General features: G+C 31.7%; 24 protein-coding genes. 1 reads left to right on the forward strand and 23 read right to left on the reverse strand.

Annotated elements, in window-relative coordinates; all coding sequences use genetic code 11:
• Positions 1-121: 121 nt before the first annotated feature.
• From dltD to HMPREF3264_RS08950, 8 genes are all read right to left on the reverse strand, one after another.
• Complete coding sequence (gene dltD / locus HMPREF3264_RS08915; RefSeq protein ID WP_070873070.1) at positions 122-1,363, reverse strand: D-alanyl-lipoteichoic acid biosynthesis protein DltD; 1,242 nt, start codon at positions 1,361-1,363, stop codon at positions 122-124.
• Complete coding sequence (gene dltC, locus HMPREF3264_RS08920) at positions 1,360-1,596, reverse strand: D-alanine--poly(phosphoribitol) ligase subunit 2 (RefSeq protein WP_002433359.1); 237 nt, start codon at positions 1,594-1,596, stop codon at positions 1,360-1,362. The genes dltD and dltC overlap by 4 nt, the downstream gene beginning before the upstream one ends.
• Before the next feature lie 17 nt (positions 1,597-1,613).
• Positions 1,614-2,828, reverse strand: a complete 1,215-nt coding sequence (dltB, locus tag HMPREF3264_RS08925) for a D-alanyl-lipoteichoic acid biosynthesis protein DltB (protein WP_044466326.1) — start codon at positions 2,826-2,828, stop codon at positions 1,614-1,616.
• Positions 2,825-4,282: a D-alanine--poly(phosphoribitol) ligase subunit DltA gene (gene dltA / locus HMPREF3264_RS08930; RefSeq protein WP_070873072.1), complete on the reverse strand. Its 1,458-nt coding sequence runs from the start codon at positions 4,280-4,282 to the stop codon at positions 2,825-2,827. Before dltA ends, dltB begins: the two co-directional genes overlap by 4 nt.
• 15 nt (positions 4,283-4,297) lie before the next feature.
• Positions 4,298-4,447 carry a teichoic acid D-Ala incorporation-associated protein DltX gene (locus tag HMPREF3264_RS08935; RefSeq protein ID WP_002441749.1) on the reverse strand — a complete coding sequence of 50 codons (150 nt, stop codon included), beginning with the start codon at positions 4,445-4,447 and terminating at the stop codon, positions 4,298-4,300.
• Between the two features lie 410 nt (positions 4,448-4,857).
• On the reverse strand, positions 4,858-5,826 hold the full coding sequence (locus HMPREF3264_RS08940; RefSeq protein ID WP_070873073.1) for a 2-hydroxyacid dehydrogenase: 969 nt from the start codon (positions 5,824-5,826) through the stop codon (positions 4,858-4,860).
• Between the two features lie 73 nt (positions 5,827-5,899).
• Positions 5,900-6,679 carry a TIGR01457 family HAD-type hydrolase gene (locus tag HMPREF3264_RS08945; RefSeq protein ID WP_002441745.1) on the reverse strand — a complete coding sequence of 260 codons (780 nt, stop codon included), beginning with the start codon at positions 6,677-6,679 and terminating at the stop codon, positions 5,900-5,902.
• Positions 6,679-7,113, reverse strand: a complete 435-nt coding sequence (locus tag HMPREF3264_RS08950; protein ID WP_002441743.1) for a DUF86 domain-containing protein — start codon at positions 7,111-7,113, stop codon at positions 6,679-6,681. The genes HMPREF3264_RS08945 and HMPREF3264_RS08950 overlap by 1 nt, the downstream gene beginning before the upstream one ends.
• Before the next feature lie 118 nt (positions 7,114-7,231).
• Between HMPREF3264_RS08950 and HMPREF3264_RS08955 the strand changes: the two genes are divergently transcribed.
• Positions 7,232-7,498, forward strand: coding sequence for a DUF3055 domain-containing protein (locus HMPREF3264_RS08955; protein WP_070873075.1), 267 nt, complete (start codon positions 7,232-7,234; stop codon positions 7,496-7,498).
• Between the two features lie 117 nt (positions 7,499-7,615).
• Here the strand turns inward: HMPREF3264_RS08955 and HMPREF3264_RS08960 are convergent, their stop codons facing one another.
• From HMPREF3264_RS08960 to HMPREF3264_RS09035, 15 genes are all read right to left on the reverse strand, one after another.
• Positions 7,616-7,999: a YutD family protein gene (locus HMPREF3264_RS08960; RefSeq protein ID WP_002441738.1), complete on the reverse strand. Its 384-nt coding sequence runs from the start codon at positions 7,997-7,999 to the stop codon at positions 7,616-7,618.
• A 104-nt stretch (positions 8,000-8,103) separates the two neighbouring features.
• Positions 8,104-9,021 (reverse strand): lipoyl synthase, encoded by a 918-nt coding sequence (gene lipA, locus HMPREF3264_RS08965; RefSeq protein ID WP_070832159.1) that lies wholly within the window; start codon positions 9,019-9,021, stop codon positions 8,104-8,106.
• An 83-nt stretch (positions 9,022-9,104) separates the two neighbouring features.
• Entirely contained in the window at positions 9,105-10,424 is a 1,320-nt protein-coding gene (locus HMPREF3264_RS08970) for a bifunctional metallophosphatase/5'-nucleotidase (protein ID WP_070873077.1), read from the reverse strand.
• Positions 10,425-10,517: 93 nt separating this feature from the next.
• On the reverse strand, positions 10,518-11,345 hold the full coding sequence (locus HMPREF3264_RS08975; RefSeq protein ID WP_002441733.1) for a sulfite exporter TauE/SafE family protein: 828 nt from the start codon (positions 11,343-11,345) through the stop codon (positions 10,518-10,520).
• A 13-nt stretch (positions 11,346-11,358) separates the two neighbouring features.
• Positions 11,359-12,207, reverse strand: coding sequence for a DUF72 domain-containing protein (locus tag HMPREF3264_RS08980; protein ID WP_070873079.1), 849 nt, complete (start codon positions 12,205-12,207; stop codon positions 11,359-11,361).
• A 223-nt stretch (positions 12,208-12,430) separates the two neighbouring features.
• Positions 12,431-13,498 carry an NAD(P)H-dependent flavin oxidoreductase gene (locus HMPREF3264_RS08985; RefSeq protein ID WP_070873081.1) on the reverse strand — a complete coding sequence of 356 codons (1,068 nt, stop codon included), beginning with the start codon at positions 13,496-13,498 and terminating at the stop codon, positions 12,431-12,433.
• Between the two features lie 24 nt (positions 13,499-13,522).
• Entirely contained in the window at positions 13,523-14,548 is a 1,026-nt protein-coding gene (locus tag HMPREF3264_RS08990; protein ID WP_070873083.1) for a hemolysin family protein, read from the reverse strand.
• Positions 14,549-14,764: 216 nt separating this feature from the next.
• Positions 14,765-15,436 carry a DUF5079 family protein gene (locus HMPREF3264_RS08995; protein ID WP_070873085.1) on the reverse strand — a complete coding sequence of 224 codons (672 nt, stop codon included), beginning with the start codon at positions 15,434-15,436 and terminating at the stop codon, positions 14,765-14,767.
• A gap of 983 nt (positions 15,437-16,419) precedes the next feature.
• Complete coding sequence (locus tag HMPREF3264_RS09005; protein WP_002441721.1) at positions 16,420-17,031, reverse strand: hypothetical protein; 612 nt, start codon at positions 17,029-17,031, stop codon at positions 16,420-16,422.
• Positions 17,032-17,360: 329 nt separating this feature from the next.
• A complete protein-coding gene (locus tag HMPREF3264_RS09010; protein WP_070873089.1) occupies positions 17,361-17,567 on the reverse strand; it encodes a hypothetical protein in 207 nt (68 codons plus the stop codon).
• Between the two features lie 164 nt (positions 17,568-17,731).
• Positions 17,732-18,103, reverse strand: coding sequence for a cystatin-like fold lipoprotein (locus HMPREF3264_RS09015; protein WP_002441717.1), 372 nt, complete (start codon positions 18,101-18,103; stop codon positions 17,732-17,734).
• A gap of 37 nt (positions 18,104-18,140) precedes the next feature.
• Positions 18,141-18,725 carry a DUF5080 family protein gene (locus tag HMPREF3264_RS09020; protein WP_002441714.1) on the reverse strand — a complete coding sequence of 195 codons (585 nt, stop codon included), beginning with the start codon at positions 18,723-18,725 and terminating at the stop codon, positions 18,141-18,143.
• A gap of 28 nt (positions 18,726-18,753) precedes the next feature.
• The gene (locus tag HMPREF3264_RS09025) at positions 18,754-19,212 is read right to left on the reverse strand and encodes a DUF5085 family protein (RefSeq protein WP_070873091.1); all 459 of its coding nucleotides are present in this window, start codon (positions 19,210-19,212) and stop codon (positions 18,754-18,756) included.
• Complete coding sequence (locus HMPREF3264_RS09030; protein WP_037541228.1) at positions 19,205-19,660, reverse strand: DUF5085 family protein; 456 nt, start codon at positions 19,658-19,660, stop codon at positions 19,205-19,207. The genes HMPREF3264_RS09025 and HMPREF3264_RS09030 overlap by 8 nt, the downstream gene beginning before the upstream one ends.
• Positions 19,660-20,304 carry a DUF5079 family protein gene (locus HMPREF3264_RS09035; protein WP_002441708.1) on the reverse strand — a complete coding sequence of 215 codons (645 nt, stop codon included), beginning with the start codon at positions 20,302-20,304 and terminating at the stop codon, positions 19,660-19,662. The genes HMPREF3264_RS09030 and HMPREF3264_RS09035 overlap by 1 nt, the downstream gene beginning before the upstream one ends.
• Between the last annotated feature and the right edge of the window lie 5 nt (positions 20,305-20,309).

Raw genomic sequence — 20,309 nt, forward strand, 5'->3', positions numbered from 1 at the left:
ATTTTTTATAACAAAAAAGCCAAACACTACTTTGTGAGATGTACCCTGAAAGTCAGATTTTAATCAAACTTTTCAGAGACTCACCAATTTGAGTTAGTGTTTGGCTTCTTTTTAATCTTTATTATTTTTTATCTTCTTTTTTCTCATGATGTTTTTGGTCTTTGTGTGTATCGTGTGGTGGTTTATTTTTATAGTTTTTTTTTTTTTGATTTTTTGGATCTTGACCTTTCATATGTTTAGCAATTTGTTGATCTACGTAGACCCAACCTTTCCAGCCAATATGGACAGCATCACTAATTACATACTTTTCATAATCTTTATTAGTCATATCGTAAATTTTACCACCATTATCGACAACGGTAGAATGAATTTTTTTATAAACGCCTTCACGTCGATCTTTATCAATACCGATATGGTCATACCATCTACCATTGGATGGAATACTTACATATTGTACGTCTGCACCTGCTTCATGCAATGTTTGTACTAATAATTTTAAGTCATCGAATTCAGGAGAATTAATATTGAACTCATAATCACGTTTAACTTTACGTTTATTTTCTTTAATTAATTTCCAGTAAGGATCTCTAATATCAAAACGATTTGTTTTAGTATTTGCCTTACCGATATCAACCGCTTTATCTTTCATCTCATCCCATGATGCATCCTCTTTAGTAGCAGGTTTAACATGTGCTAATGGAGGTTGCTTGAATGAGAATAAAGATTTAATCGCTTCAATTTTAACAAGTTGATTTTCTTTGAATGCTGAAATGTAATTGCCGGAAATGTCTTCAGGATGTTTCGCTTGCTCTCTTAAATAAGGTTTGTTGTGAGCATGCGGGAATTGTAATAATCTTTGTGCATAACGTTTCTTTAAGTCAGCTGGCATATCCTTCTGATTGAACATTTGGTTGATTTGAGTTTGAGACATACGAGCATCAAAATTTTGGTTCGTTAAACCATGGTTTGTAAACCATTGTGGAGAAATTATAAATGTTAATTTCTTACCCTTAAGTTGATCGTATTGAGATGCCAATTCAACAGCATTAATCAAATCTGTTGATCCACCTGTACCGAGTAAAAATGTTTGTTTGCTTGAATTGTGTTTATTCAAAGCAATTGCCGGATTAAATGGATCGTCTTTACCAAGTTCACTTGAACCAAAGATAGAATAATACTTATTTGACTCAAATAATTTATTTTGAATGAGCGTGCCTTTTAAAACTTGATCAGTTAGAGAAATTCTATTATCAGCTAGCGTTTTATTCGTTACTAGTCCTGTAAACCAACTGGCTGGTAAAAGAACAAAAATAATGAATATCACGCCACTGATTAAGATAGGTAAAAAAGGTTTAAATTTCATCGTAATTCTTCTAATGCTTCTACGATTTTATTTGGAGTTGCCCACTCATCTCTATCAAAGTCCATAATTGAAACTTCAATATCTAATTTATTTTGAATTTCCAAAAGTAAACCAACTGTTTGGAATGAATCAATAATTCCTTCTTCAAAGATTTCAACGTCTGGGTTTTCTTTTACAATATCATTTTCAGCAACTTCTGCTAATAAATCTAATACTTGATCTCTAAATTCCATAATTAATTACTCCTTTATTAAATAAATTTACCTGAGAAAATTAAGAATCCAAATGTTACAAAATGGAATGTAATAATGATACTTAGTGCGGTTGTAAATCCATTTTGCCAACGTGGTGGATGCTTTTTACGCCAACGTTCATAATAGCCATAACCAATGAACAATGCCGCATGGTATAAACCATATACAATGTAATAAACTTCAAGACCGTGCCATACACCCATGATAAAGAAGTTCAAGAAGAATGCCATATTAGACATTGCGAATTGGCTTTTCAATAACTTCTTACGAGACATATAGAATAATGATCTCATGTAAATACAATCTCTAAACCAGAACGATAAAGTCATGTGCCATCTGTTCCAGAAATCTTTAATATTTCTAGCCTTGAATGGTTGATTAAAGTTCGGTGGCGTTTTAATTCCGTATAAATAACTTACTGCTATCGCAAATAAACTGTATCCTGCGAAATCGAAGAATAAATAGAAACTATACGCGTACATGTATAACCACATGTGCGTAAAGCCATGTAAGTTTAATTGTAACGGATTAACCGCATAAACTTGAATGAAATACGCAATAATGTATTTATATAAGAAACCTAACATAATCATGTGGATAGCTTTAAGAACAAGTTCTCTATATTCTCCACCTGTAGGTACCTTTTTATCGTCTTTAACAAAGCGTTTATAACGATCGATTGGCCCTGAAGAAATCGTTGGGAAGAATGAAATAAATTGAATTAACTTCCCTACTTTAATTTCTTTAATTGAACCATCACGAATTTCCATGATTAATTGAACACTTTTAAATGTGACATATGAAATACCAAGGAATCCAACAAATTCGATTAACTTGCTCTCATGAAAATGAATTTGATGTCCGCCTAACCAAGTACTTTGTAATATTTTAACCAAAGCTAAAGGTAGAATGGATAAAACCATTACAGTTACAAACTTAGCAAATGTATTATTCTTCTGTCTTGATTTATAGTAGAACATAATCAATGCGACTTGCCAAATAACATAAATAATAAAACTCAATAGTTGTACACTTAAATACTTTTGACCGAATAAATTGTGTTTATCTGAAGAGAAGATTAACACAATCATAATGGCAGTACTTATACCGTTATAAATATAACTTCGCTTACCTAAAAATCCGAGTATAATAACTGGAATAAGTACAATAAAAGCAATTAAGAAGAAGGTAAACGTTCCATATGGAATCATCCGTTAACTACCTCTGCAATCTTCTTACGATCTAATTTACCATTTGAAGTAAGTGGCAACTGTTCCATCCATTCGAACTTTCTCGGAATCATATACTCTGGTAAGCGAGATTTAAGTTCATGTTTGATGTTCGTCGTCATTGCTAAATTATCTTCAACTGGTTCATGTGGCACAACTGCGCCAATGAGATGTACAACTTTACCATTTTTATAAACTGGTACAACAATCGCTTCTCTTACATATTGAGATTGACGCAATTGTGTTTCAATTTCTTCAAGTTCCATTCGATAACCATTAAGCTTGATTTGGAAATCAATACGTCCTTGGATAAACCATTGTCCGTCTTCTTCTTTAGCTTTATCGCCTGTATGATATGTTCTTGTACCATCTTCAAAATTGAAAACAGCTGAAGTTTTCTCTTCATTCTTCAAGTAACCTAAGCTCACACTTTGACCTTCAATGACAAGTTCGCCTTCATCTGTGGTTGATAAAGTAGTACCAGGTCTAGCCACACCAACTGGTAATGGATTGTATTGATCTAATACATCTTGTGTAATTTGAATACTAGTCACAGCTACAGTCGCTTCAGTAGGACCGTAAGTATTATAAATTGTAGCGTTAGGATATCTACTTACTAATGCTTTCGCTGTTCTATGAGGTAAGATTTCTCCACAGAAGAAGAATTGATTTAAACTACCATATTGTTCCTCATTAAGATTAGGTAATAGTAAACACATTTCTATGAATGACGGAGTTGAAACCCACACATTAATAGGCGTATTGACTAACATTTCATTTAGTAGTTTAGGCTTTTTAATCATATCTTTGTCTACTAAAATTAAAGTTCCGCCTGATGTTAAACATGGGTAAATCGCCATTACAGATAAATCAAACGAGAATGGCGCTTGGTTAAGCCATTCTTTACCTTCGCCTGCTTTATTAAGTGAAACCATCCATTCTGCAAATTCAATCAAACTTGCATATTCGATTTGTACACCTTTAGGCTCACCTGTCGAACCAGATGTAAAAATGGTATAAACAACGTCATTTGTTTTCATTTGGCTATCGAAAACGATTGGAAATTGAGATTCCTTAACGTCTTTGATAGAAATGACTTCAGCAATAGATTGGTCTACATCTTCTTCTGAAGTATTGAAAATATATTCTGGTTGTACCTTTTCAATGATCATTTTCACACGTTCTTCTGGAACTGATGTGTCAATAGGTACATAACCACAACCTGCTTTGATTGCACCTATCATACCTACAATCATGTAAGGAGACATATGACCATATAAGACCATTGGTTTCTTACTATCTTGTAATTGATGCGCTAGCTTACTTGATGCATGATCTAATTCTTTATAAGTTAAGACTTCATTTGTATGTCTAACCGCAATCGCTTCAGGTTGTACCTTAACGAAATGGTTTAACGTATTAATTATTTCTGCCATAATTACTCTCCCTCATTAGAATTCATTATAAATGAAGTTATTATGTGTATCGCCACTACCGTATATTAAATACAAAGCTATAAATATAGCTAAATATAATAATGTTAGTAAGTAAGGCTTCATTTTCTCAAAATGCTTGTTAGGTTCTTTACCTTTAGCTTTCATATAGCACCTCTCAAACTTGGACTATTTTATTCGTTCATAAACAACTATTCTGCTTATATAAAATACGTCTATTAAAATCTAACGTTTTGAACCGTGATTTTTAAAATACAAAGCTACTTTTATATTTTAGTTTTACAATTTATTATAATCGTATTCGAATTATAATTCAATTCAATTTTTATAATCTTTGTATAATGAGCTATCTTAATATTGAATGACGAATAAAAAAGTCATCACGTATTTTAAACGATTGAACGTTCTCACTTTTATTAGAACAACATCATTTTAAAACTAAACAGATAAATAGACAATTACAGACTGTATAACAAAATTGTTAGATTAAGCCACAAAAAACTCACGTAATCAAAACACGTGCTTCAAACTATGATTACATGAGCTTTTATGTCTATCTAATTTTTAAATTCCACAGCAGTGATTGGTGGTTTATTTTCTAAAACGGCTAAAATATTATCAGCACAAAGTTGAATCATTCGATCTCGTGTACGGCGAGAAGCACTACCGATATGAGGCAACACCACTGCATTTGGTAGTTGTAACAATGGATGATTCATATCAATAGGTTCTTGACGTAAAACATCCAGGCCACAAGCTAAAATGTCATGACGTTGTAATGCTGCAACTAATGCTTCTTCATCAACGATGGCACCTCGCCCAATATTGATAAATATGGCATCATTTTTCATCATCTCAAAAGCTTTAGCGTCGAATTTGTTTTCCGTTTCTTGAGTCAATGGTGCTGTACAAATCACAAAATCACTCTCTTTTAACAATTCTTCGAAAGTGACATATGTGGCGTTTAATTCCTTTTCAGCATCTGAATGACAAGAGCGATTATGATATAAAATACGTGTATTAAACCCCTTCAACCGATGAGCGAATGCCTTACCAATATCGCCCATACCAAAGATGCCAACTGTTGAACCATAAACATCTTTGCCTGAAAGTAGATACGGTCCCCAGCTTTCCCACTGGCCTTCTTGCACATATGTTGCCGCTTCTATAATTCGTCGCGCCACAGTAAGCATCAATGTAAACCCTAATTCAGCGGTTGTTTCAGTCAATACATGAGGCGTATTTGTTACTGTTATACCATACTGACTTGCCTTATTTACGTCGATATTGTCATATCCGACTGCCATGTTCGCAATAACCTTAAGGTTTGATGCTTCTTTTAATACTTCTTCATCTATTCTTTCACTTAAAGTACTCAAACATGCCGTGGCGTCTTTGATTTCCTCTAGGAATGCTTCTCTAGGCATGGGCGTTAGTTCTTTATCCCACATGACAACATTGCCAATCCGTTCTAATTGTTCCACAAATGGTTGCGGAACCTTTCTGGTAATCAGTATTTTATTCATTTAATCACTCCATTACTTCCCAAAAAGTAAAATCTTATTCTGCACATTCTATTAACGCTCTTATTATCTAGGTTTACTTTTCAAGTTCGGAGATTGCAACATTTAAATCAGCAAATGAATGTGTAGGTGGAACGTCTTTAGTTTGAATCTCTTCATATGTCGTTACGCCTGTTTGAACGTGAATCGTATCAATACCTACATTAATTCCTGACATAATATCTGTATCATATAAGTCACCAACCATAGCAACATCTGATTTATCTAGCCCAAGAATTTCTATCGCTTTATTCATAATGATAGGTTCTGGTTTCCCAATAAATTGAGGTTGAACACCTGTTGAAACGCTGACAACACTAGTAATTGCACCATTACCTGGTAAGAATCCTCTTTCTTTAGGTATAGAAACATCTGGGTTAGTTGATATAAATTTAGCACCATTACGCACGCCAAGTGTAGCAACAGCGAGCTTTTCATAAGTGACTTCTTCGTCTAAACCAATTACCACATAATCTACGTGTTCATCATCTTTGACTGTAAGTCCAGCTTGAGTTAAAGCTGTTTTCAGTCCATTACCACCTAACATATAAACAGAAGCATTAGGATGTTCTTCTGAAATGTAATCAGCAGTCGCAAGTGCTGAGGTCACAATTTCGTCTGGTTTAGCATCAATCTTCATATTGCGAAGTTTTTCTGTTACTTCGTCTGGCGTTTTCGTTGAATTATTCGTTACATATAAATGCGGAATATTGTTTTGATTTAAATAATCGATAAATTGTGCTGCACCATCAATTTCATCTGTACCTTTATACATGGTACCGTCTAAATCGATTAAATATGCTTTATAATGCTTCACTATTTATTCTCTCCTTTTCCGAATGCAGTGATTGGGACATTCTCACTCTCAAGAAATTGCGCAACTTCTTGAATAAACTGCTTATAATAAGGTAAAGCTTTATCAAATAAAGGAGCGATTTCTTCAATATTTAATTCTGTATAATCATGAGCAAACTGTTTTCTCACATCTACCGTGTCATTAATATGAGTTTGAGTCTCTTTAGAAATGACATTTTCCAATTCTAAGATATCAATCACATCTTTATAATTACCTGGGTCTCTTAATATAAATCCATCAATAATCATATTTCCAATATCCACAGAAGATTCTATTAACATTTGTGCAATTCTCTCAAATGCATAATGATTTTCTTTATTTTCACCATAGTCTTGCGTTAAATTTTGTAAGTATGTTAATTTCTGAGTTAATTTATCTTTATCTACGAAATACATTCCCTAGTCACCTCTTCATACGTCTATCATGATTATCATATCATAATTTTGCAGTCCTCTTCATTTGTCGTTATACTTAGACGTAACACTTTTTGGAAAATAAAGGAGCGCATCACGCATGATTGATATGTACTTATACGATGACGAAGAACAAAGCCAAGTTCAATTCGTGGGATTTGTTGGCGAACACAGTCGTTATGATTTAATGCTCGTTCAAACAGATAGACATTACGGTAAAACACTCGTATTGAACATGCAAACAAATAAATTTGGAATAATCGGTACTGATGATATAGAAGAAGAGCGTTATATTGCGCATATTTTAGGCGTTACAGAAGAAGAAGGCGATGAAATTATCGAATATTTAAATGAGGTCATTCAATAATTGAAGAAAGATTCAGTTGAGCTTGTATAGACCGAAAGTTTATCACCTTCAAATTCAAAAAATATTAAAGCAAAAAGTCCATTAAATCGAGGTATATTGACTCGACTTAACGGACTTTTATTTATGTTCATCTTTATTTTCAGTATCTTGAATGGTCGGTTGTATTTTAACATCATGAAGTTTATCTATAAGCACTTCTTCATCTTCTACTTCTTCAATCAGTTCATCGGCCGGAATATGTCGTAATACGAAATAAGGACATCCAAAATTGCAATATTCTAGCAAGTAATCTTGAATACTTGAAAAACGCTTGCTAATTTCAGCTTTTCTATTATTATCTTGATAAAACCCTTTTAAACGTAATTGATCATATCCGAAGTCGCCGACCACATAATCATATTTGTCTAAAATATCTGAATATCTCGATGCAAAAATTTCTTCATCAAAACAATCTCTATATTCTTCAATTAATTCAAAGTATTGTTCTTCCACTTTAATCATGATTTCACCTAATTTTATTAATATAAAAAAGGTTAGGACAATTATCGTTAAGTTACTCTGTTCAAACCCTAAACGTCTTTGTCCCGACCTCTTTTAAAATAGATTTATTTACTTAATTGTTCTTCCCCTTGACGTTGTCTTTCTTTAGCCGCTTCGTTAACTTGTTCATCGGCATGATATGAACTACGTACAAGTGGTCCTGCTTGGCAATGCTTGAATCCTTTATCCATAGCAATCTTTCTCATTTTGCCAAACTCTAATGGTGTATAGTATTTCTCAACTTTAAGATGTTTACGAGAAGGCTGTAAATATTGACCAATTGTTAAAATATCTACATCATTTGCACGTAAATCATCCATTGTTTCGTAAATTTCTTCCATTGTTTCCCCTAAGCCAACCATTAAGCTAGATTTTGTAGGAATATCTGGTTGTAATTCTTTAGAACGACGTAAAAATTCTAATGTTCTATCATACGTTGCGCGCGCACGAACTCTTGGCGTTAAGCGACGAACTGTTTCGATGTTATGGTTTAAAATGTCTGGTCTTGAAGCCATTAATGTCTCAAGTGCTTCATAGTCACCACCCATATCTGATGGTAAAATTTCTATCGTTGTAAATGGATTTCTCGCTCTTACTTTACGTACTGTTTCAGCATATACATTTGACCCTTGGTCTCTTAAATCATCACGTGCTACTGCTGTGATCACCACGTGTTTTAAGTTCATTAACTCCACTGACTCAGCAACACGTTCTGGCTCGTTCAAGTCTAATTCGTTTGGTAACCCTGTTTTTACCGCACAGAATCGACATGCTCGTGTACATACTGCACCTAATATCATAAACGTAGCTGTACGTCTTGCTCCCCAACATTCATGTATATTAGGACACTTGGCTTCTTCACAAACCGTGTGTAAATTCTTCTCACGCATCATCTTTTTGAGGCCAGTATAGTTTTCGTTCGTGTTAAGCTTTATTTTCAACCAATCCGGTTTACGTAAAATTTCTTCATTTTTAGTCGCCATAACAACGCATACCCTCCTGTTTATTCTCTCTCCGTATATTATAACGAAATTAACAATAAATTAAAATCTAATATACGTTAAATTTAAAGACTAAGCAACTTTTCCTTAAAAATGTCTCTTAAAAATTCAGGCATAATATAATCAGTTGGTAACCCTTTTAAAATGGGGAAATATCTCCCAAATGTATACATATCAACAGTGCCCAATGTATACTGCTTATCCCTTTGAATTTCCTCATTATTAACAAAATAACGATCTTCTGACTCAATGAAACCTATGTTATATAGAATATATCCTCCGAAAATGTCTCCCCTAAATCCTAAACCTTGAGCATGTTCATAGATGTACTCTTGTTTTTGACTTTTCTTAATCACTTGGATTAATTCATCGCCAGTTAATCGTACTCTCACTAAGTTGATAGGATGTGGTAACATGCGATGAATGTCGTACTCTGTCACTTCATCCGCTTCTATACTATTTACAATTAAGCCTGCATTCACTATCGCGCAATCTGCATGGGTAAATTCATACACACTCTCAGCAAGTAAATATGATGTTTCAGTAATCATATCTGTTTTTTTCTGCAATTTCACATGATGGTTAATCACAGGTTCACTTAATAGTGCTTTACCTTCTTCGTCAAAGTGCGTTTCTACCTGAGGTAAACCGTCAAGTGGATAAAGCTTTGCTCTTTTATCAGTTACCTTACCTTGCTCAATAGTAAGGTTGACTTCGCCTAAATAATGCCCATACTTTCCAGCCGCAGCCATTAAAACACCATTGTTGATTTCTCCATTTTCAAAATAATGGTGCGTATGGCTCCCAAAAATAACATCAATTTCAGGAATTTCTTGGCATAATTTCTCATCAAAGAACACACCGACATGGCTCATAACAATTAAAATATCGAACTGACCTTGTTGTGCATCAATTTCGTCTTTAATAGCGGCTAGAGGATCCGTCACAATCCAATCTAACGCCCTATAGAAAGGCGTGAACGGTGCTGTCGCAGCTACAAATAGAATGCGTACGCCTTCAATTTCTTTAATATAGGAAGAAGCAATTTGGTTAGGTAACTGACCTTGCTCGTCAAACACATTCGCACAAATCACTTTGAACTTCGCTTCGTTATAAAGATTTTGCAACGCTTCGTGAGAAATAGTCATACCTTCATTATTACCAATGGTCGCAATATCACAGTGCGCTTCATTCAGTAGTTCAATATTCTTCTTACCTAGAGTGGCTTCTGTAACAGGCGCTGATAAGTCAACGTGATCACCAATATCTATGTAAAGTGAGGGATGATGAAGTTGCGGACGGTGATCGGCTAAATAGGCTTGAATACGTGCATATTCATTTAAATGACTATGAATATCGTTTGTATGATAAATCGTTAACTCCATAACTAGACCCCCTCTTCAATCATTGATTATTATGTACTTATTTTTTACTTTAGCATTTAAATACGTTATCTAAAAGTAGAAGCGCTTATCAAATTATAATAGCGATTTGATAATTAAATATGCACCTATAAGTAACATCACTGTTCTTAATAGCATGACAACAGTGTCAGATTTAATTGAGCGATTCACTCTCACTCCAATTTGTGCACCAATAATACTAGAAATAATTAACGCAATAGAGTAACCCCACGCTACATGGCCTTGCACAATGTGTCCAACTGAACTCATCACACTTGAAAAGAAAATCATCATCATGCTTGTACCTACAGCCACATGAGGTGGAAATCTAAAGACGATGAGCATCAGTGGTGTCATAAGTGCGCCTCCACCTATACCAAATAGTCCAGTAAGTACTCCAATAAATAAAGTAGCTACAAAGGCAAAGAGTGGTGGCACACTGTAATGATAAGTTTTCCCTTCCACATCTACATATGTACGTTCGTATTGAGGCTTATCAAAGATTTTAAATGGTTTAATTTTGTGGCGAACCATCAGTAAAATGGCTACACAAATCATAAATATTCCAAAATATAAATTGAAAGAATCTAATGTTAAATATCTACTCAAAAACGAACCAATCAGAGACCCCGGGAGCAACCCAAATAAAAAGATTGACCCATTTTTAATGTCGACTTGCTTCGTTTTTAAATATCCTAAGGAAGAAGACAATCCGGTAACGATAAGAATGACTGAAGATGTACCAATAGCAATCTGTGGTGTGATACCGTGAAGTAAATGATGATTCACGCCTAAGTAAACAAGTGTTGGTACTATGATGATGCCTCCACCTATACCTACGATTGAACCAAGTATTGCAGAAAGGCCTCCGATAAGTACTAATAAAATAATAGTTAATAACATGACATTTCGCCTCTTAGAATAATTTTAATTGTTGTGGTGCTAATCCTTCGTAATCAATACCTAAAATATCTTGATACGTTTTAGCATTTTGAGCAGCATGACCACCAGAATTATTATTAAAAACGACATAAACCTTTTTAGCTTTATGATTTAAAATTTTCACTTTTTGTGCTAAATCTGAAAGTTCTTCATCGTTATAATTATACAAATATCTTACATCTCGCCACTCTTGATCAGTCATATCCTTCTTCGTCCAGCCGTGCCTATTACGACCGTGATAACGAACGAAGGCAATTTCATGAGTGATACGATTGACCAATGGAATACTTCCTTCTTTCACTTGTGGTTCATCAACTACAGAATGAATAATTTGGTGTTCCATTAAGAAAGACAATGTTTGCTCTTTGAAACGTTCATCAAACCAAGATTGATGTCGAAATTCCACACACATTGGGAAATCCTCTAACTGTTTCCTCACATATAATATGTAATTAATATTTTGAACATTACAATCAAACCACGGTGGAACTTGAACTAATACCATTGCCAGTTTGCCATGTTCCTTGAGAGGTCGAATCATGGCCTTGAATTGTTCAAATAATTCGTTACGCGTCTCTGCAAAATCTTTATAATCCGCATGTAACGTTAACGCTTGATGTATTTTCACGATAAACTGAAAGCGCTTGGGCGTCTCATTTATCCATTTTAATATGTTTCGTTCTGGCTGAATCGCATAATATGAAGCATCCAGTTCCACTATTGGAAAATGACTGGCATAAGTCCTAAGCTTATCCGTTTTACGCTCTAAATCTTCATATAATGTATCATGGTCTCCCCAACCAGTAAGACCTATTTCTATCATATTTATCACCACCAACATGATACCATACAATAAATCAGCGATTCACTTTATCAATCTAAAATTTACATATTCTTTAATGATTAAAATCGAATCACTTTTACTTTGATTGAGGGAAGTAAAATTTAAGTGCACTTTCAATTCAGCCATCTACTGCCAATATATTAAAGGAGACTCAAACAACAAATTTTGTCCGAGTCCCCTCCAATTGTGACACTATTTTGATTTAATTCTGTTTTAATCTTTCCTCAACTTGTGATACAACTTTATCCATAATCATTGCCGCATGCATTTTCTCAGCAAGTCGTGGCGACTGACCACTCCACATATGTGTGAGTTCTGGGTTACCATCTTTAGCAGCTGCTTTCCTAATACTATTCGTCAATTGATTTTGAATAGGATAATCAGGAATTTCTCCATCATATTGATTCATCTCATCGATAAACGCATTATGAATACCTCGCGCATACTTTCCGCTAAATACTTTAGTAACAACTGTATCTGTTTCTTTACTATTTAGGATGGCATTTTTCAATAAATCATTCGCAGCACTTTCATCAGTAATTAAGAACGCCGTACCCATTTGAACACCTTGAGCACCTAACATCATACTTGCAAGAAGACCTCGCCCATCCATGATGCCTCCTGCAGCGACAACAGGTAACGACACTGCATCCACCACTTGGGGCACGAGAGACATCGTTCCAATCATTGGTTCATACTTCCCATTGTTTAAAAATGACCCTCTATGTCCACCCGCTTCACTACCTTGAGCGACAATTAAATCCATACCGGCCCGTTCGTTCTCAATGGCTTCATCTACAGTAGTAGCTGTACCAATCAATGTTACTTTCGCTTCTTTAAGTTTCTGTATCGTTTCATGGTCAGGAATACCAAATGTGAAACAACACACTGGCACCTGATATTTAATAATCATGTCTAACGCTTGCTTGAATTGTATTTCTTCGGTCACATTTACTACAGGTTCTTCTAAGTTAAATGCACGTCGATAGGGTTTCAACCATGCATTCATATGCTCAACTTGATCTGGTAAATAATGATTCTCGCTAGGAACAAATAAATTCACACCAAATGGTTTGTCAGTTAATTGTTTCACTTCTTGAATTTCTTTTTCCAACTTTTCAGCATTAAAATAACCGGCACCAATCGTGCCTAAACCACCTTGTTCACTGACAGTCGCAACCAGTTGAGGTGTAGTGCTACCAGCCATCCCTGCTTGGATAATAGGATAGCGCACGCCTAGTCGTTCAGTCATGTCATTATCATTCCACATCATGCTCTCCCCTTTACAACTCAGTTATCGTCGTTCCACACTTTGCGGGAACTTTTGATTTTTCAATTTTTCTTCCTCTTCTTGGTCCATCTCGTCTTCAATGTCCATACCTAACAATTCCTCGATTAAATCTTCATGTGACACAATCGCATCGGTGCCACCATACTCATCAAGCACGATGGCTAAATGTTTACGTGTCACTGTCATTTTACGTAAGACCCATTCCGCACGATTATGCTCATTAACGAATAGTGGACTTGAAGCATAATTCGTAATCCTATCATTTTTATTCTTACTCCACGCAAGTAAGTATTTTGAATGAAAGACGCCAATAATATCATCAATATCTTCATCATATACTGGATAACGTGTATACGGTTCATTCATTACAGTTTCATATGCTTCATCATAAGTCACTTCTTTTGAAAATGCCACTACATTCACACGTGGCGTTGTATCTACATCGGTTACTTTTAATTTCTCAAAGTCCATTACATTTTGTAAACGTGCATTCTCCACTTCATTAAAGGCGCCTTCTCGCCCAGCAATATTTAATAACGTACGTATTTCTTCCTTATTAAAACGTTTTTCAACTGGCTTTCCTCGAGAAAACATATGATTAATTCCGTCAGTCATTTTATTTAATAATACTGTTATCGGTTTTAAAACAATGACACAAATATTGATCACAGGATAAACCAAACGTGAAATTTTGTCAGGGAACGTCGCGGCTACTGATTTTGGAATCACTTCCGAAATTAAAATAATCACTATCGTAATAATGGCAGCTGCAATTCCTATATTAACCCCCATTCGAATAGCTAAAATCGTCACTAATATAGGTAAAATAATGTTTGCTACATTATTACCGATAAGGATTGTAGTTATAAACTCACTCGGATTGTCTAATAGTCGAGTTAACCCTTTGGCCTTTCGATCACCATTCTTAGCTTCCGTTTGAAATTTAGTACGATTTGCCGCAGTTAAAGCCGTCTCACTTCCCGAAAAGAAAAACGAGACAAAAATCAAAATAACAATCGCAACAATCATGATGCATTCTCCTTATAGAAATAATCAATTTAAGCATTAATAAACTATTTCCCGAGAAATACGTATTTGAAACGGGACCAATTCCAATGTGGTACGTATTAAAAAAGATGAGAATACTAAGTTATAAACTTAATACTCTCATCTTCTATATTGTGTGAAGGTAGTTGGAAAATTGAATTTATTTAGCATTTAATTCTCTCAATTAGATTCTGTCATCTAATCCTCTATAATTATAGCTTTAAAATCCGCATACTTTTTCATATATAAAAAGGCAACCACATTTGCTGAGAGAATAATGAGGATTGAAGCTATTATAGTAAATTTATTGTCTAAATAATATGGAAGCATAAAATATTCAATAATCTTCTCCACAAATATTAATTGTGCTAATGCTTTGAAGATAATACCCAATTTTGCAATTAATTTATTATCTATAAATTTTTCAATAAAGGGTACATCGATTAAAATAAACATGTTACTGATTAAGTCTAAAATACAAAAAAGTAAAACTATTGATGTAGTTACTAACCAAAAATTTTCTAAATTGTATTTACTTTGTAGTGCTAATACATAGAAAATATTATGGAACATAAAAATAGCGTTATAAGTGCTTAAAATATTAACAGTTGTTAGAAATTTCGCATACTTCTTTACCTTAAACTTATTATCTATATTTTCGTATTTGAAAAAATCTTTAAATTGAATAACACTTATAATTATAATAATGATTTGAACTATCAAAAATATTCTTAATCCTAAATACATATCTTCAATATTTGCACCAAAAAGAAATACCAATGATGCATAACTCAATATTAAAAATAAAAATATACTAAGTACTTGAGCTCCTGGTTTTCTTATATCATCTAAAAATTCCGCAGTAGACATTTTTATCCCCTAACATATGACTATATATTCTTATTCGATCCAATCTAAATAAAATTACTGTTTCTAATTCAATGAAACTAGACAATTATAAAAATATTGAATGTTCTTATTATTTAATTTTCACTTCATATATATCAAAAAAAATGTTACCCACTATACATAATGTTAATTAAGTAGCAAGGCGATACTAATACTCACCCAAATAGCACACAAAATAGAAACTAATATATGATGTGTAACAATTTTATATTTAATTAAATAAAATATCATCTGTATGAATGTAAATATCAAGTAAAATACAACTATTACAGCAACGAAAGAATAAAATTCATCATCACTTCTTATAAATTCATTATTATTTAATATAATTGTCATTAGAAACAAACAAATGGAAATATAGAAAAAGTGAAATCCTCTATTCTTTGAAGTTCCTAAAAATTCTAATTTTTCTTTAAGGTTACTTTGTCTAATATGGTCATTAGAATGTTTTATTTTCTTAATAATTAACGTCTTTCTCATTTTCACAAAATAACTTCTAACAGCTAAAATCATATATACATATGAACTGAGCAAAAGATTTTCATTTAACGATTTAGTATTATTGAAATAACTTAATATAAAAATTATTAAAAGTATACTTAAATTCACTATACAAATGTAAAACCTTTTAGTGTTAAAATCATCATTATTTTTACTTATATACGAGGAAATCATATATAATAATACGATTATTATAGTTATAACTATTGTCATATTTCACCTCTGTACATTTTTATTTAGTACCTACTTTAACTTTTACTTCTGACCAATTAGTTATGAAATTTGATTTAGTCATGTTATCTATATTCAAATATAAACTAAAACAAATATGGTGCTTCGATTTTTAAGATCATAATAGTTTTAGAAATTCCCTATGAAAATTCACATTACTCTTTTTTATAACCATATAAAATCTTATTTATATTCTTATTGCATTTTTAAAATCAACGACTCTGGCTTAAATAATGATAAATAAATATAACTCTTAATATATAAAATAGATTTAATATTAGTACTATAAGTTGAAACCATAAAAAATACTTGCTTTGTTCTAAAGATGGAAAAGTGAAACAATTAATCATTATATAAACCACACCCAATATAAGAAATATTGTTAAAATAGCAATATTTAAAATTTTATTAGCGTATACTATGAAAGTCGTTAAAATTAAAATAAATCCAATGTAAACTGCTGTATTTTTAAACCAAAAATTATAAATATTAATATCGTTAAATAGTACTATTGTAAAATAAATCATTGAAATTAGATATGGTATACTTAAGCCGAAAATTACATTATTAAATAAATAAGATTTCAATAAAATTTTTGATTCTCTATTGGCATTACGAATTTCAAAATAAAAATCATTAAAATAGAAAACTATGTTTAAAATCCAAATGAATAAGATGATTATTAGACTAAGGTATATATATGGTGTTGCCTTATTAATTCCTTCTAATACTACAAAACCTGTAATTATTATAAAAAAAGAAACAATATTTATTATACTAACAGGTACCAAATAAGCATCTTTATATATTCTATATTTATTCATTAATAAACTCCTTTTAAAAAGGATAACTATAGAGTACTCATTACCAAAATTCTTAAGTAATTCACTCGTTTTTTAAGTTCTATTAACACTTAATAATTCATGCTTAAAAGAAAAATACTAATTATTTTTATAGTCCAACTTGTCTCACTTATCAATTAGTATTATTTTCGATAAAAATTGATAACCAAAAAAAAGATTTATCTCCTAAATTAATATAGGAAATAAATCTCTAATATAAATACTAAACCATTTTAAAACTTCCGTTTTCAGTATAATATTGATAAATTTCTTATATTGAATATACTGCTATGGTTATAGTGCATTTCATTTTAAGTAAACATTCTAATTATATTTATACCCACAACAACTACTACAACAATAATTGATATTTGTAGTAATTGCGCGCCTTTTTTCTCTTCGTATTTTTTATATTTAATACTACAAAGTATGCTCCCTATTGCAAATAATGGTAAAATAACCGTTAATACTATAAAAATCCACGCCCATACCTTTAGAGCTTTTCCATCTTTTTCCATGTGTACAATTCTCCTTAAGTAAATAGATTAATAAAATATAAATTCTATGATTCAATTATATGAAAATTTCATTCATTTTCATATAGATTAATCGAAGATATTACCAACGATATAACTATTTCATTAAAATTATTAATAATTATATTTTCAACTGACTACTTAATTTATTTCTTTTCAACTTTTTGATTTTCTTCCTCATAATCAGCATCATGTTTTTTCATATATTTCATTGGATCCGCTTCTTCATCAAATTTTGCTTTGCCATCCTTAATATTATAATAGAAGTAATGTAATTTATTCTCCTTTTTAAATAATTGAATGCCAATGATGATAACTTTTCCATCTTTATAAACATGAGTATTACTTTTATCTCGATCAATTTTAGTATTTACTTTATCACTAAACAGTGAAATCTCTTTGTTGAGCTTTTCTTGTTCTTTATAAACTTTATCAATATCTTTTTTATATTTTTCCCCATTATTGCACCCTGCTAAAACTATCGTTAACATCAATAATATAACTAAAACTCTTTTCATAATATGTATCTCCCTATCATTTGATTTTATTAAACTATTATAAAATTAAGGTTGTTATAATAATCCAAATAGTAACAGTTAGAGGAACTATTGTTTTAAATAAGAAAATACCATAACGGCCCTTTCTATAAAAATCAATAATCAACCATAAAACTATTATAATAATCCCAATTAACATCAAAGTTGAATTCACAGAAACTGCATCATCCTTCAAATCAATATTCATCCTTAATTTTGTAATAATGAAAAGCATCACTGAAATAATAAAATAGTATACTGATCTAACTCTAGCAGTTTGTAAATTTAATTCACGTTCTTCCAAATCTTCATCTGAGTTTAAATGCTCTTTTAGAATGACATACTCAACTACTTTTGGTTTTATCCAAAAATATTTTATTGCAAAATACATATATACATATGAACCATACATAGTAAACATAAGATAATTACTTAAATCCTTAGGTTTTAAATATCCACCTATATAATAAAAAACAATAATCGATATTAAAATGAGTAAATCAATACATAAAGGTAAAATTGCAAAACCCTCTGTTTTTAATAAACTCACAAAAATTATTGTATAAAAGAGAATAAATAACCCTATTAATACTACAAATACCATTAAAGTTCTCCGTTCTTATTAGAAAAATTTACTCATTTTCATAAACTTTTGCTTTAACTTCTACCCATGCTTTTTCATTCTTATAGTTAGTCTTGAATATATGATAGTAAGGTGAAATAAATGTCAAATTATTTTCTTTGGCAAATGTCTGCATTTCATTTAACAATTCTATTTCATCTTTAACAAAATTATTTGAGGATATGCGACCCTGAAGTAAATTGTTAATATAGAAATACGTTCTATACTGTAGTTCTTCACATGACTCGAATGGCTTATTGACCGCTATAAAAACTTCAATATTTGAATTCTTATGTAAATCCACTTGAGTAACCGCAAAATGTAACGGGCTTTTAGCAATTACTCCTTTACGTTCTAATAACTTATTAAAGTTCAAAAATACGCTCTCAAAGTCACTTTCAGTTACATCAAAATATGTTTTGTAGGCAACATGTTTCAACATTATAGTTGAATAACTATGTTTATTCATTTACTTCACCATCATTCACTTCTAACTGAGCATATATTTCAAATGCCGTACCACCAAAATAATCTACCATTACATGATAGTAAGGCTCATCTTTAATCGATATATCATTATCTTTTGCAGCTGTTTCAATTTGTCTATATACTTGTTCAAATTCTTCTTCATCAAAACACTTTTCAGATAATGTTGGACCTACTTCTAAAACATCAATATATTCAATATTTAATTCAGGTATATCTTGTAATTCATTGTTTAACGAAATATAGGCTGTGTATTTAAATTCACCTAAACCAATAGATTTTCTTTGAAATACTATAGGTCCCGTAGGATAAATATCCTTATCCATAAAAAAATCATTTATCGTATCCAAACCTTCTAACCAATCATCATTTTCATCAATTTCATATGTAATTTTCACACAATACGGCATGATTAACATTCCCAGTTCCATTATTGCACTTCCTCTTCCCCATTTTTCATCAGATATAAATACCATGAATAATTGTAATAGCTTCTAGTTAAAAGACCATATACACATAATAAAGCTATAATTCCACCAACTATAAACATATTTTCACCATCTGTAATTGGAACGATAAAAGCAAAGTAAATTAAAGAAATAATAGATAAAATGATAAGAATAATTCCTATTACTTGTATTAGTTTATTAATTGATAAGTCAATAACTTTAAAATAACTAATGCAAAAGAGATGAAATCCTATCCATGATACTAAGAGTATAATTAATAAATATAACCAATAATTAAATACATTAAATTCATTAACAGTTGCCCCTATAAAATAAATTGAAATAAACGCGATTATCAAACTGTAACCACACAACACGTTTACTATCATATAAGTAAGGACGTGTTTTTTACTAAGGTTAATACTCTTATTTCTCTCTTGTAGAATGGATATAATATTAATGATCAACCATAACACTATGAAAATAATTATATATATTGGCAAACGTTGATACGTATTATTTAAAGATAATAATATTCCATAAAATAAAATCGTTAGACCATTTATAGCTATTCCAAAAGGAGTTAAATACGCATTTTTTATATTTCTAACGGCTTGTTTTAACATTTAAT

The organism is Staphylococcus sp. HMSC62A08 (genome assembly GCF_001839105.1).
In the GTDB taxonomy this organism is placed as follows: Bacteria; Bacillota; Bacilli; order Staphylococcales; family Staphylococcaceae; genus Staphylococcus; species Staphylococcus caprae.